This is a genomic window from Streptomyces sp. B1866, assembly GCF_031932565.1.
Lineage (GTDB): Bacteria > Actinomycetota > Actinomycetes > Streptomycetales > Streptomycetaceae > Streptomyces.
The window spans coordinates 37,948-51,678 of the sequence record NZ_JAVSCF010000002.1; the positions used below are offsets into that span (position 1 = coordinate 37,948).

The 13,731-nt window shown below is 76.3% G+C and carries 6 protein-coding genes and 1 pseudogene; all 7 read left to right on the plus strand.

All coding sequences use genetic code 11. The features are described 5' to 3' along the window. Nucleotides 1-15: 15 nt before the first annotated feature. Complete coding sequence (locus RKE29_RS00615; RefSeq protein ID WP_312002940.1) at nucleotides 16-450, plus strand: ATP-binding protein; 435 nt, start codon at nucleotides 16-18, stop codon at nucleotides 448-450. 826 nt (nucleotides 451-1,276) lie between these two features. Beyond that, a pseudogene (locus RKE29_RS00620) lies at nucleotides 1,277-3,794 on the plus strand (sodium-translocating pyrophosphatase). Between the two features lie 190 nt (nucleotides 3,795-3,984). Next, on the plus strand, nucleotides 3,985-4,548 hold the full coding sequence (locus RKE29_RS00625; RefSeq protein WP_312002941.1) for a small secreted protein: 564 nt from the start codon (nucleotides 3,985-3,987) through the stop codon (nucleotides 4,546-4,548). A gap of 95 nt (nucleotides 4,549-4,643) precedes the next feature. After that, nucleotides 4,644-6,245, plus strand: a complete 1,602-nt coding sequence (locus RKE29_RS00630) for a methyltransferase (RefSeq protein ID WP_312002969.1) — start codon at nucleotides 4,644-4,646, stop codon at nucleotides 6,243-6,245. A gap of 571 nt (nucleotides 6,246-6,816) precedes the next feature. Next, on the plus strand, nucleotides 6,817-7,014 hold the full coding sequence (locus tag RKE29_RS00635; RefSeq protein WP_312002942.1) for a hypothetical protein: 198 nt from the start codon (nucleotides 6,817-6,819) through the stop codon (nucleotides 7,012-7,014). A gap of 203 nt (nucleotides 7,015-7,217) precedes the next feature. After that, on the plus strand, nucleotides 7,218-10,169 hold the full coding sequence (topA, locus tag RKE29_RS00640; protein WP_312002943.1) for a type I DNA topoisomerase: 2,952 nt from the start codon (nucleotides 7,218-7,220) through the stop codon (nucleotides 10,167-10,169). 226 nt (nucleotides 10,170-10,395) lie between these two features. Continuing rightward, nucleotides 10,396-13,671: a dTMP kinase gene (gene tmk / locus RKE29_RS00645; RefSeq protein WP_312002944.1), complete on the plus strand. Its 3,276-nt coding sequence runs from the start codon at nucleotides 10,396-10,398 to the stop codon at nucleotides 13,669-13,671. Nucleotides 13,672-13,731 lie beyond the last annotated feature (60 nt).

Genomic DNA, 13,731 nt, shown 5'->3' on the forward strand with positions numbered 1-13,731 from the left:
TCCGAGGGGGATGGCATGGCCACCGTCGAACTCCGCTTCAGCGCTCTGCCCGAGCACGTCAGGACCGCCCGCCTCGTGGCGGCGGCCGTGGCCCGCAGGGCAGGCGTCGATGAGGCCGTGCTCGACGAGGTGCGCCTCGCCGTCGGCGAGGCGTGCACGCGCGCCGTCGGCCTGCACGTGATGAACGGCCTGAACGCGCCGGTCCGGGTGGTGCTGACCGAGGAGGAGAAGAAGTTCTCCATCGCGGTCGGCGACGAGGCGCCGACCGCCGCCGGCCAGCGGTCCGGCTCGCACCCCGACGTGGACGAGGAGGCCGCGGCCGACGAAGAGGACGAGATGGGGCTCGCGGTCATCAGCGGGCTCGTCGACGACGTGGAGGTGACCACGAGCGACACCGGGGGCCTGATCCGGATGAGCTGGCCGACGTCTCCGCCGCCCGTCCTGCCATAGCCCACGCGGTCCGGAGCAGCGATCGCCCGGTCGCCGGGCCCCGGTCCCGGTCGTCGGACGCCTTCCGGCGGACGACGTCCGCGTGAGGACGTCTGCGGTGGGCGTTCACCGGCGCCGACGCCCCTGGCCACGGCGGCTTCCGTGGCCCGACCGGCGCGGCCCGTGCCGTCCGTCGTGGCGGTGCCGCCCGGTTGGGCGTTCCCCTGGGCTCCCTGCGCCTCCGTACGTTCCGCACGGCTGCGTCCCGTACGTTCGTTCCGCCCGGCCGTCCCGTACGTTCGTTCCGCCCGGCGGCGAGCACGGGCCGGCCGTCCTCTCGATCGTGCCGCGTGCCCGCGGTACCGCGTCCGGCCGTGCTCGCCGCCGTCCCAGGGTGCTGTGCCGCATCCGAGGGAATTCCCGAGGGTCTGGCCCTGGACCCGCGCCCTGGTGGGAATGCCGCGTGTGACCCTGGTGCCCGCGGGAAACGACGTCCCGCTTGCTGACCCGGCCCCCGGCGGGTGTCGTCCGTCCGCGCTGTCTCCGTGCCCCGGGGGCCGGGTCGTGCGTCCGTTCGGCGCGGCGCCGTCCGGCCACGGCGTACGGGCCCGCGATGTCCGGTGCGGGGCGCTCCCCGCGGTGGCCGGGGAGTGCGTGGGCGCCAGGCGTGAGGGGCGGGCGGCGCTCGGCGCCGCCCGCGGTCGACGTGCCGCCCGGCGCGTGCGCGCCGGTCCGCGCCGGGGCCCGGGCCGCGCCCCGCGTCCGGGGCCGCGCGTGTCCGGTCCGCGGCGCCACCGCGCGGCCCGTGCCTTGGCGCGCTCCCGAGGACCGTCGCAAAGGAGGACACATGGCGGGACCCGTCCCACCCGGAGCGCCGTTCCCGCCGCTGGCGGCCGAGCTGGCCCACGGCGACCGCGTGATCGTCCTGGCGGTCGCGGCCGTCGCGCTCGCCGCGCTGGCCGTCGCGGCGGCCCTGGCCCGGCACGTGCTCGCGGCCGACGAGGGCACCGACGCCATGAAGCAGATCGCCGCCGCCGTCCAGGAAGGGGCCCGGGCCTACCTGGCTCGCCAGCTGAGCACGGTCGGGGGTTTCGCCGCCGTCGTGTTCCTCCTGCTCGTACCGCTGCCGGCGCACGACTGGGAGCAGCGCGTCGGCCGTTCGGTGTTCTTCCTGGTCGGCGCGGCGTTCTCGGCGGCCACCGGGTACGCGGGGATGCGGCTGGCGGTGCGCAGCAACGTACGGGTCGCGGCCGCGGCCCGCGCGGCGTCCCTGACCGGGCCGCCGGCCCCGGCCCCCGGCCCGTCCGGCCCGCCGCCGTCCGAACCGGGCGGGCCCGCCGCTCCGGGCGGCCTCACCGCCGCCCAGGCCGCCGCCGCGCGCCGTGCCATGACGCTCGCCTTCCGTACCGGCGGCGCGGTCGGCATGTGCACGGTGGGCCTGGGCCTGCTGGGCGCCTCCTGCGTCGTCCTGGTGTACGCCGCCGACGCGCCCAGGGTGCTGGAGGGCTTCGGGCTCGGCGCGGCGCTCATCGCGATGTTCATGCGCGTGGGAGGCGGCATCTTCACCAAGGCCGCCGACGTCGGGGCCGACCTCGTCGGCAAGGTCGAGCAGGGCATCCCCGAGGACGACCCGCGCAACGCCGCCACCATCGCGGACAACGTGGGCGACAACGTCGGCGACTGCGCGGGCATGGCGGCGGACCTCTTCGAGTCCTACGCCGTGACGCTGGTGGCCGCCCTGATCCTCGGCAGGGCCGCCTTCGGCGACGCCGGCCTGGCCTTCCCGCTGCTCGTACCGGCCGTCGGCGTGGTCACCGCCGTGATCGGCATCCTCGTCGTGGCACCGCGCCGGGCCGACCGCGGCGGCCTGGCCGCGGTGGGCCGCGGCTTCCTCGTCTCCGCCGCCGTCTCCCTGGCGCTGGTCGCGGGCGCCGTCCTCGCGTACCTGCCCTCCCACTACGCCGACCTGCGCGGCGTCACGGACGCGGGCGTCCGCGCGCACCACGGCGACCCGCGCGTGCTGGCTCTCGTAGCCGTCGCCGTCGGCATCCTGCTCGCCGCGCTCATCCTCCAGCTCACCGGCTACTTCACCGGGACCGGCCGGCGGCCCGTCCGCGACGTCGGCCGGGCCTCGCTGACCGGGCCGGCCACCGTCGTCCTCTCGGGCGTGTCGCTGGGCCTTGAGTCGGCGGTCTACTCGGCGGTGCTGATCGGGCTCGCCGTCTACGGCGCGTTCCTGCTGGGCGGCGGCTCGGTGACGCTGGCGCTGTTCGCGGTCGCGCTGGCCGGTACGGGCCTGCTGACGACCGTCGGCGTCATCGTCGCGATGGACACCTTCGGACCGGTCTGCGACAACGCCCAGGGCATCGCCGAGATGTCCGGCGACGTCACGGGGGCCGGCGCGCGGGTGCTGACCGACCTCGACGCCGTCGGCAACACCACCAAGGCCGTCACCAAGGGCATCGCCATCGCCACGGCCGTCCTCGCCGCCGCCGCGCTCTTCGGCTCGTACCGCGACGCCATCGCCGAGGCCGTGGCCGACACGGGCGTGCGCGCGGCCGGGCGGCTCACCCTGAGCCTGGACATCTCCCAGCCCAACAACCTCGTCGGGCTGCTGCTCGGCGCCGCCGTCGTGTTCCTCTTCGCGAGCCTGGCGATCAGCGCGGTGTCCCGGTCGGCGGGCGCGGTGGTGCTGGAGGTGCGGCGGCAGTTCCGCGAGCGGCCCGGGATCATGGACCGTACGGAGCGGCCCGAGTACGGACGGGTCGTGGACCTGTGCACCCGGGACGCCCAGCGCGAGCTGGCCACACCGGGCCTGCTCGCCGTCATGGCGCCGGTCGCCGTCGGCTTCGGGCTCGGCGTCGGGGCGCTCGGCGCGTTCCTGGCGGGCGCCATCGGCGCGGGGACGCTGATGGCGGTCTTCCTGGCCAACTCCGGAGGGGCCTGGGACAACGCGAAGAAGCTGGTCGAGGACGGGCGGCACGGCGGCAAGGGCGGGCCGGCGCACGCGGCGACGGTGATCGGCGACACGGTCGGCGACCCGTTCAAGGACACCGCGGGGCCCGCCATCAACCCGCTGCTGAAGGTGATGAACCTGGTGGCACTGCTCATCGCGCCCGCGGTGGTGCGATTCAGCCACGGCGCCGACGCGAGCCCGGGCGGGCGGGCGGGCGGGCGGGCGGGCGGGCGGGCGGGCGGGCGGGCGGGCGGGCGTGGCGGCGCTGGCTGTCGCGGTCATCGCCGGGGCGGTGTGGGCCGCCAAGCGCCGCGGCACCACGCCCGGCGGGGCCGCGCCCGACGAGGTCCCGCCCGACGCCGCGCCCGGCGGCGCCACATCGGCCGGTGACGGGGCCATCGACAGGTGACAGGGCCACCGGCCGGTGACGGGTCTGGCGGTCGCGCGGGCCCGTCCGCGTGGTGAACCGCACGCGTGACCGAGCCTGATCGTCCGCGGTGCGAATAGCCGCAAAGCGTGTGATCGGGACGCCGGGCCGGCGGCCCGCGCGGGGCGGGCGTGTATGTTCCGGGGCCGAGAGCCATGGAAGGGACGACCCGGTGAACAAGAAGCTCGTGGCCGCGCTGTCCGGCGGCGCGGCCGTCCTGCTGACCCTGACCGGCTGCGACGGCGGCGATGGCGACAAGAAGGCCGACGACTGGGCCAAGCAGGTCTGCGACGTGGTCCAGCCGCAGTCGGAGAAGATCCGCGGCGCCAGCGACTCCATCCGGCGCGCCGCCAACGAGCAGGACTCCGAGAAGCTCCAGCAGACGGACTCGGCGGCCTTCCAGCAGTTCTCCGAGGCGTACGCGGCGCTGGCCGCGGCGGTGGAGCAGGCCGGCCCGCCGCCGGTGAAGGACGGCGAGAAGGTCCGGCGCGAGGTGGCGGCGCAGCTCAGCCAGGCGTCCAACGGCTACAAGGGCCTGAAGACCACCGTCGACGGGCTCGACACCGGGAACAAGGCGCGGTTCGCCTCGGGGCTGAAGGGCATCGCCGACGACCTGCGCGAGCTGACCAAGACCGCCGACCAGGCTCTGCGGCGGTTGCAGCGGGGCGAGGCCGGCGAGGCCATGCGCAAGCAGCCCGGCTGCCAGGCGAAGAGTCCGGCCGCCGCGGGCACCTGACGGGTCGCACCGTCCTGGTCGGCACGCCGCGGCGGACAGGACGGCGCCAGGCTGGAAACCGCGGCCCGTCGCCGTTGTCAGTGGCAGCCTCGACAATGGTCCTCGTGAGTACGCACCCGCTCCCGGCCCGCCTGCCCACCGCGACCCCGGACCGCGTCGCCCGCCTGCGGGAGGCGCTGCTGGCCGCCTCCTTCACCGTCGACGGCCTGCTCGCCCTGCTCGGCGCCTCCGCCCACGCCGCCCTGGCCCGCGGCGAGGCCGTGCCCGCGCTGCGGGCCACCCGGGGCGGCAGCGCGCGGGAGACGCTGGTGCGGCTGTTCCTGCTCCAGCGGCCCGTGGCGTACGGGCGGGCCGCCGCGGCCCTGCCGGTCGAGGACTGCCTCGCCGACGGCTGGCTGGTGCCCGCCGACGGCGTTCCGGACCCCGCCGGCCACACCCCGGCGGACGGCCTCCCGGAGGCCGCCGTGCGCGCGAGCGTGGACATACGGCCGTACGCCGGCCCCTCGGGCGAGGAGTGGTGGATCGTCTCCGACCCGGGCTGCGCGACCGGCGGCGCGGCCGGGGCCGGACAGCCGCCGACCGGCGTGGACCGTGCGCAGCTCGTCCTCGGCGTGGGCGGCGCCTCCACAACCCTCGCCGGCCTCACCGTCCGTACGCCCGTGGCCAGGGCGCTCGACCTCGGCACCGGGTCGGGTGTCCAGGCGCTGCACGCCTCACGGCATGCCGCCCAGGTCACCGCCACCGACAGCAACCCGCGCGCGCTGCGGTTCGCCCGGCTCACCCTCGCCCTGTCCGGCGCGCGCCCGGCCGACCTGCGGGAGGGGTCGCTGTTCGAACCGGTCGCCGGGGAGACGTTCGACCTCATCGTCTCCAACCCGCCCTTCGTGATCTCCCCCGCGGGCCCGGAGGGACAGCGGCTGGTCTACCGGGACGGCGGCATGGGCGGGGACGACCTGTGCCGCACCCTTGTCCAGCGGTCCGCCGGACACCTCGCCGACGGCGGCTGGTGCCAGCTGCTGGCCAACTGGCAGCACGTCGAGGGCGAGGACTGGCGGGAGCGGGTCGCCGCCTGGGTGCCGCCCGGCTGCGACGCGTGGATCGTGCAGCGCGAGGCGCAGGACGTCGCGCGGTACGCCGAGCTGTGGCTGCGGGACGCCGGCCTGCACCTGGCCGGTCCCGGTGTGTACGCGGCGCGGTACGACGCGTGGCTGGAGGAGTTCGAGGCGCGGAAGACCAGGGCCGTCGGCTTCGGCTGGATCGCGCTGCGCAGGTCCGGCGCCGAGCGGCCCTCGGTGACCGTGGAGGAGTGGCCGCATCCGGTCGAGCAGCCGCTGGGGGACACCGTCGCGGACCACTTCGCCCGGCAGGACTTCCTGCGGGCGCACGACGACGCCGCGCTGCTCACCCGCAGGTTCCGGCTGGCCGCGGAGGTCACACAGGAGCAGGTGGGGCTGCCGGGCGCGGAGGATCCCGAGCATGTGATCCTCCGCCAGCAGCGCGGCATGCGGCGGGCCACGACGGTGGACACGGTCGGCGCGGGCTTCGCGGGCGCGTGCGACGGCACACTCGGCGCGGGCCGCATCCTCGACGCCATCGCGCAGCTCCTCGGCGAGGAGCCGGTGCTGCTGCGGGACCGCGCCCCGGAGTCGATCCGGCTGCTGGTGGAGCAGGGTTTCCTGGAGCCCGCCGATGCGTGACCGGCCCGTACCGCGCGCCCGGGGCGTCCCTCCTCAGCCCCGGGGTGCCTCTTCTCAGCCTCTGGGCGTCCCCCGCTCTCAGCCTCTGGGCGTCCCCCGCGCGGCCCCGGGCGTCCCCCTTCGGCCTGGGGCGTCCCTTCTCGGCGCGGGCGCCCCTCCTCGGCCCCGGGCGTCCGCCCGGCCTCCGCGCCACCGCCGCCGGGGCGTCCCCGCGGCTCTCGGGCGTCTCCTCGGCCAGGCGCGTTTCCGGCCTTACGCGCCGTCCGTCCGCGCACGCGAGCCCCTGGGTCCCCGAATACGCGGTCTGGCCCGACCGGCACGGCCCGAACTCGCCCCGCACGGCCGGAGCGCCCCCGTCCCCTCCGGCCTGGTCCGCACCTGGCTCCGGCCTGTTCCGCACCCCGCGCGACGAGCCGGTACGCCTGGCGTACAGCCGGTACGGCCCGTACGCCTCCGGGTGATCCGGACCGCGCCGCGCCCTCCCGGACGTGGAGATTCCGGGGCCGGGCGGCCCGTGGGCCGTTCACCAGGGATTCGCCCGCATGCCCCTTTCGCGTGCCAGTCTCCCGCCATGGAGAGCGGACCCGCGGCCTTCGCCGGCACGGCATTCCTGCTGTGCGGCGCCGCGCTGCTGTCGTGGACGGCGGTGCGGCTGCGGCACCGGGCCCCCGTCGCCCACGGTGTGAATTCCGTCGCCGCGGCGACCCTCTCCCTTCTGTTCGGCGCCGCCGCCTTCGGTGGCGGGATCTGGTGTCTGAGCCACCTCTGACCGCGCTTTTGGATCCGCGGTCTCCGGGTCCGGGCGGCAGACAGGACGCTTGTCGGGTTACCGTTCGAGTGGCGTCGCGGGCTTTTTCCGTTTGACACGGGGGCGGGATGTACCGTCACACTCCGCAGCGTCACCCTTGTGATGCCCCTGACTCCAAGAAGTAAGGGCCTGTTCACCGAGCGCCGACGGAGAGAAGAGTCAAGTTGTCCCCGACCAGCGAGACCGCGAACGGCGGCCGCCGACTCGTCATCGTCGAGTCGCCCGCCAAGGCCAAGACGATCAAGGGCTATCTCGGCCCTGGCTTCGTGGTCGAGGCCAGCGTCGGGCACATCCGCGACCTGCCGAACGGCGCGGCCGAGGTCCCCGAGAAGTACACGGGCGAGGTGCGCCGCCTCGGCGTGGACGTGGAGCACGACTTCCAGCCGATCTACGTCGTCAACGCCGACAAGAAAAGCCAGGTCAGAAAGCTGAAGGAGCTGCTGGCCGACTCCGACGAGCTCTTCCTCGCCACCGACGAGGACCGGGAGGGCGAGGCCATCGCCTGGCACCTCCAGCAGGTGCTCAAGCCGAAGGTCCCGGTCCGCCGCATGGTGTTCCACGAGATCACCCGGGACGCGATCCGGGCGGCCGTCGCCAATCCGCGCGAGCTGAACCAGCGCCTCGTGGACGCCCAGGAGACCCGCCGCATCCTGGACCGCCTCTACGGCTACGAGGTCTCGCCGGTCCTGTGGAAGAAGGTCATGCGCGGGCTGTCCGCGGGCCGCGTGCAGTCGGTGGCCACCCGGCTCGTGGTCGAGCGCGAGCGCGAGCGCATCGCCTTCCGCTCCGCCGAGTACTGGGACCTGACCGGCACCTTCGCCACCGGCCGCCCCGGGGACGCGAGCGACCCGGGCAGCTTCGGCGCCCGGCTGGCCTCCGTCGACGGCCGCCGCGTCGCCCAGGGCCGCGACTTCGGCCCGGACGGGCTGCTCAAGCAGGGCGCGCAGGTCCTGCACCTGGACGAGGCGGGCGCGCGCTCGCTGGCCGCGGCGCTGGCGGACACCGCGTTCGCGGTGCGGTCGGTGGAGTCCAAGCCGTACCGCCGCTCGCCGTACGCGCCGTTCCGTACGACCACGATGCAGCAGGAGGCCAGCCGCAAGCTGGGGTTCGGCGCCAAGGCCACCATGCAGGTCGCGCAGAAGCTGTACGAGAACGGCTTCATCACCTATATGCGGACCGACTCCACCACCCTGTCGGACACGGCCGTGGCCGCGGCCCGCGCGCAGGTCACGCAGCTCTACGGCGCCGACTACCTGCCCGACCGCCCCCGCACGTACGCGGGCAAGGTCAAGAACGCGCAGGAGGCGCACGAGGCGATCCGCCCCTCCGGGGACCGCTTCCGCACCCCGGCGGAGACCGGCCTGACCGGCGACCAGTTCCGGCTGTACGAGCTGATCTGGAAGCGGACCGTCGCCTCCCAGATGAAGGACGCGGTGGGCGACTCGGTCACCGTCCGGATCGGCGGCCTGGCGAGCGACGGCCGGGACGCCGAGTTCTCCGCCTCCGGCAAGACCATCACCTTCCACGGCTTCATGAAGGCGTACGTGGAGGGCGCCGACGACCCGAACGCGGAGCTGGACGACCGCGAGCGGCGCCTGCCGCAGGTCGCCGAGGGCGACCGCCTCACCGCGGAGGAGATCACCGCCGACGGCCACGCCACCAAGCCCCCGGCCCGCTACACCGAGGCGTCGCTGGTCAAAGAGCTGGAGGACCGCGAGATCGGCCGCCCGTCGACGTACGCGTCGATCATCGGCACCATTCTGGACCGCGGGTACGTCTTCAAGAAGGGCACCGCGCTCGTCCCGTCCTTCCTCAGCTTCGCCGTGGTCAACCTGCTGGAGAAGCATTTCGGCCGGCTCGTCGACTACGACTTCACCGCCCGGATGGAGGACGACCTCGACCGCATCGCGCGCGGCGAGGCCCAGGCCGTGCCGTGGCTGAAGCGCTTCTACTTCGGCGAGGCGGCCGACGCGGCCGAGGGCACCGCGGGCACCGCCGCCGACGCGGGGAACGGCGACGGCGACCACCTCGGCGGTCTGAAAGAGCTGGTCACCGACCTCGGCGCCATCGACGCCCGGGAGATCTCCTCCTTCCCGGTCGGCGAGGGCATCGTGCTGCGCGTCGGCCGCTACGGCCCGTACGTGGAGCGGGTCCGCTCCGCGGAGGACGAGGCCGCCGCCGCGGGCGAGCCGGGCCACCGCGCCGACGTCCCCGCCGACCTGCCGCCCGACGAGCTGACCGTGGAGTACGCGGAGGAGCTGCTCGCCAAGCCGAGCGGCGACTTCGAGCTGGGTACGGACCCGGAGACCGGCCGGCAGATCGTCGCCAAGGACGGCCGGTACGGCCCGTACGTCACCGAGGTGCTGCCCGACGACGTGCCCAAGACCGGCAAGAACGCGGTCAAGCCGCGCACCGCCTCGCTCTTCAAGTCGATGTCCCTGGACACCGTGACCCTGGAGGACGCGCTGCGGCTGATGTCCCTGCCGCGCGTGGTCGGCGTGGACCCCGACGGCGTCGAGATCACCGCCCAGAACGGCCGCTACGGCCCGTACCTGAAGCGGGGCACCGACTCCCGCTCCCTCGCCGACGAGGACCAGCTCTTCTCGATCACCCTGGACGAGGCGCTGGCGATCTACGCGCAGCCCAAGCAGCGCGGGCGGGCCGCGGCCAAGCCGCCGCTGAAGGAGCTGGGCACCGACCCCGTCAGCGAGCGGCCGGTGGTGGTCAAGGACGGCCGCTTCGGCCCGTACGTGACGGACGGCGAGACCAACGCGACGCTGCGCCGCGACGACGACGTCGAGACGATCACGCCGGAGCGCGGCTACGAGCTGCTGGCGGAGAAGCGCGCCAAGGGGCCGGCCAAGAAGACCGCGAAGAAGGCGGCCAAGAAGGCCCCGGCGAAGAAGGCGGCCGCGAAGACCACCGCGGCGAAGACGGCGAGCGGGAAGACGGCGGCGGCGAAGACGGCGGCGGCGAAGACGACGGCCAAGAAGACCGCCTCGAAGACCGCCGCCAAGAAGACCGCCAAGACCGCGGCCAAGAAGACGACGGCGGCCAGGAAGGCCCCGGCCGAGCGGGCCACGGCGGGGAAGGGCGCGGCGCCGGGCGGCGAGTGACCTCCCGCGGCGGGCGGCGCCCGGCCGGGGCCCTCCTGGCCGGCCCGCCCCGACGGACCCCGGCTCCGGGCTCCCGGGCGCGGGCCCCTTCCCCGCCGTGGCCCGCTCGGCCGGCCCCGGACCCGGCCGTGCCGGCCCCCTGTCCGTCCGGCCCCGGCCCTCCCGGCCTCCGCCTGCCGCCTCCCGGGAGGCGTGGTCCGCGCGGGCGTCCCTATAGGCTGGCGGGGTGACGCGAGCCAAGCAGCCTACGGACGTGCCCCCCACATCCGGCGCCCTTGCCGCGGATTCCCGCGAGCGGGCCGTACGAGCACTGCTGCGCCATCCGCCGCTGCGGCGGTTGTGGAGCGCGCGGTTGGTCGGCGGCGCCGGGGACGCGCTCGCGGTGCTGGTGCTGGTGCTGCTGGCGTTCCAGGCCGCCGTCGGCGCGGGCTCCTTCGGCGGCGGCTACCGCGGCGCGGCGTTCGCCGTGGCCGCCGTCCTGGGCGCGCGGCTGCTGGCCACGCTGCTGTTCGGGGCGGTGCTGCTCGGCCCGCTCGCCTCCCTGGTCGCGCCCTCCGGCCCGCTCGACCGGCGCTGGACCATGATCGGCGCGGACGGGGTGCGCCTCGCGCTGCTCATCGTCGCGCCCCTGTGGATCGACTGGACCCCGGACGACGCCCTCGCCTGGCTGCTGGTCACCGCCTTCGTCACCGGCGTCGCCGAGCGGTGCTGGGCGGTGGCCATGGACGGCGTGGCACCCGCCCTGCTGCCCGCGCCGCCGCCCGAGGGCGCCGCCGTCCGCCCGCTGCCCGACCACCTCGACGCGCTGCGGCGGCTGTGGCTGCGGACGACCGCCGTGTCGCTGCCGCTGGCCGCCGCCGCGCTGCTGGCCATCACGCTCGTGGGCAACCTGCTGGGCACCGGCGTGGAGTGGTTCCACACCCACCAGGCGGCCCTCGGCTCGTACCTGGCGGCCGGACTGCTCGCCGCCTCGGTCTCGGTCCTGCTTCCGGTCGAGCTGCCCGGCGCGCAGACCTCCCGCGCGCGCTCCCCGATGGAGGGTCTGCGCCGCCCCCGCGCCTCTGCCGCTCCCGGGCCGGACAAGGGCCGCACCGGCGCGCTGCCGGTGCTCGTGCCGGCCTGCGCCGCCGTGGCCGCGGCGGTCGCGGCCGCCGTGGGCGTCGCCGCGCTGGAGGCCGTGGACCTCGGCGGCGGCCCGGTCGGCTTCTCGCTGCTCGTACTGGCGCTCGGCGGCGGCCCGCTGGCCGGCGTCCGCTGGGCACCGAAGGTGCTGCCGGGCCTGTCGCGCCGCCGCCTGCTCGCGCTGGCGACCGCGCTGTCCGGCCTCGCGCTGCTGGTCGCCGGCCTCGTCCACGACGCGACGACCGTACTGCTGATCGTGCTGGTGGCGGCCGTGTCGGCGGGCGTCGCGGCGAACACCGGCCACACCCTCCTGGACCAGGAGACCGAGGAGCCGCGCCGGGCCCGTACGACCGAGCACCTGCACGCCGTCGTCCGCGTCGCCGTCGCGCTCGGCGCGGTCGCGGCCCCGCTGCTGGCCGCCGCCATCGGGCCGCACCGGCTGGGCAGCGGCGACTTCGTCTTCGCACACGGCGGCGCGGCCTTCACCCTCATGCTCGTCGGCGCGCTGCTGCTGCCCGTCGCCGCGTTCGTGCTCGGACGGACCGACGACCGGCAGGGCGTGCCGCTGCGGCGCGACCTGCGCGAGGCGCTGCGCGGCGGCGAGCCCGCCCAGGCCCCGGCGGCCACCGGTTTCTTCATCGCCCTGGAGGGCGGCGACGGCGCGGGCAAGTCCACGCAGACCGAGGCGGTCGCCGACTGGATCCGGGCCAAGGGCCACGAAGTCGTCGTCACGCGCGAGCCGGGCGCGACCGCGATCGGCAAGCGGCTCCGGTCGATCCTGCTGGACGTGTCCTCGGCGGGCCTGTCGCCCCGCGCGGAGGCGCTGCTGTACGCGGCGGACCGGGCCGAGCACGTCGACTCGGTGGTCCGCCCGGCGCTCGCGCGCGGCGCCGTCGTGATCTCCGACCGCTACCTCGACTCGTCCGTCGCCTACCAGGGCGCCGGCCGCGACCTGGCCCCCACCGAGATCGCCCGCATCTCCCGCTGGGCCACCGACGGGCTCGTACCGCACCTGACGGTGCTGCTGGACATCGCGCCGGAGGCCGCGCGCGAGCGCTTCACCGAGGCGCCGGACCGGCTGGAGTCGGAGCCCGCCGAGTTCCACGAGCGGGTGCGCGCCGGGTTCCTCGCGCTGGCGGCCGCCGACCCGGGCCGCTACCTGGTGGTGGACGCCGGGCAGGAGCCCGAGGCCGTCACCGCGACCGTACGCCACCGGCTCGACCAGGTGCTGCCGCTGTCGGCGGCCGAGGTGGCGGCCCAGGAGGAGGCGCGCAGGGCGGCCGCCGAGGAGGCCCGGCGCAGGGCCGAGGAGGAGGCCCGCCGGAAGGCCGAGGAGGAGCGGCTGGAGCGCGAGCGCGAGGAGACGCTGGCCAGGCTGCGCGCCGAGGAGGAGGAGCGCAAGCGGCGCGAGCAGGAGGAGGCCAGGCAGCGGGAGGCCGAGCGGCAGGCCGAGGCCGCCCGGCAGCGGGCCGAGGAGGCCAGGCGGCGCGTCGAGGAGGAGCGCCGCCGCATCGAGGCCGAGGACCGGGCGCGGGCGGCCGAGGAGGAGCGGCGGCGGCGCCAGGCCGAGGAGGAGGCCCGGCTGCGGCAGGAGGCCGAGGAGCGGCGGCTGGAGCGGCAGCGCCTGGCCGAGGAGTCACTGCTGCGGGCGGAGCAGGCGCGCCTGGCCGGGCCGCCGCCCGAGTCGCCGCCTGTCGTCGCCCCGCGCGAGCTGGCGGTTTCTCCCGAGGCGCCGACGGTCGAGACCGCGTACCCGGGCGGCGGGGACGCCGAGGCTCCCGGGGCGGTGTCCGCGGAGGCGCCGACGGTCGAGACCCCGTACGTGGCGCCGCCGGCCGCCGCCGACGACCGTACGGCGGTGCTGCGGCCCGTACGCCCCGAAGCCGGCCCGCGGCCGCCCGCCGGACCCGCCGCCGACGAGACCACGACGCTGCCGCGGGCGGCCGCCGACGAGACGCCGCCGCCGCGGGCAGCCGCTGACGAGACGGCGACGCTGCCGCGGCCCGCCGCGCCGGAGGCGGGTGACGCGGAGGAGACGGCCGTCCTGCCGCCGGTGCGCGAGAACGGGCCCGTACGCGGCAACACGCCGGTACGGGACGAGCGGCCCGCCGACCCGGCGGAACGGGTGCCCGCGTGGCTGTTCCGGCCCGAGCCGGACCCCGAGCCCGAGCCGTCCGAGCGGGAGAACGAGCGCACCCGCGAACTGCCGCAGGTCGCCGAGCCGGAGCCCGGGCCCGGGGCGCACGGGACCGGGAGCGGCCGCTGGCGGCAGCGGCGGCGGCCGGAGTGGGCCGAGGAGACCCCGCTGGACGACCTGCCGTCGCTGGCCGACGAGCTTCTCGGGCCGCACGACGAGGAGGACGGCAGGCGCCGCCGCTGACCGCTGACCTGGCTGGCCGCCCGTCGGCCGGGGTCGCTGTCAGCGGCCTGCCCCACAATG

Excerpts from the sequence above, each read along its gene's own strand:
- RKE29_RS00615 (WP_312002940.1), top strand. The coding sequence starts at position 16 with ATGGCCACCGTCGAACTCCGCTTCAGCGCTCTGCCCGAGCACGTCAGG.
- RKE29_RS00630 (WP_312002969.1), top strand. The coding sequence starts at position 4,644 with ATGGTCCTCGTGAGTACGCACCCGCTCCCGGCCCGCCTGCCCACCGCG.
- RKE29_RS00635 (WP_312002942.1), top strand. The coding sequence starts at position 6,817 with ATGGAGAGCGGACCCGCGGCCTTCGCCGGCACGGCATTCCTGCTGTGC.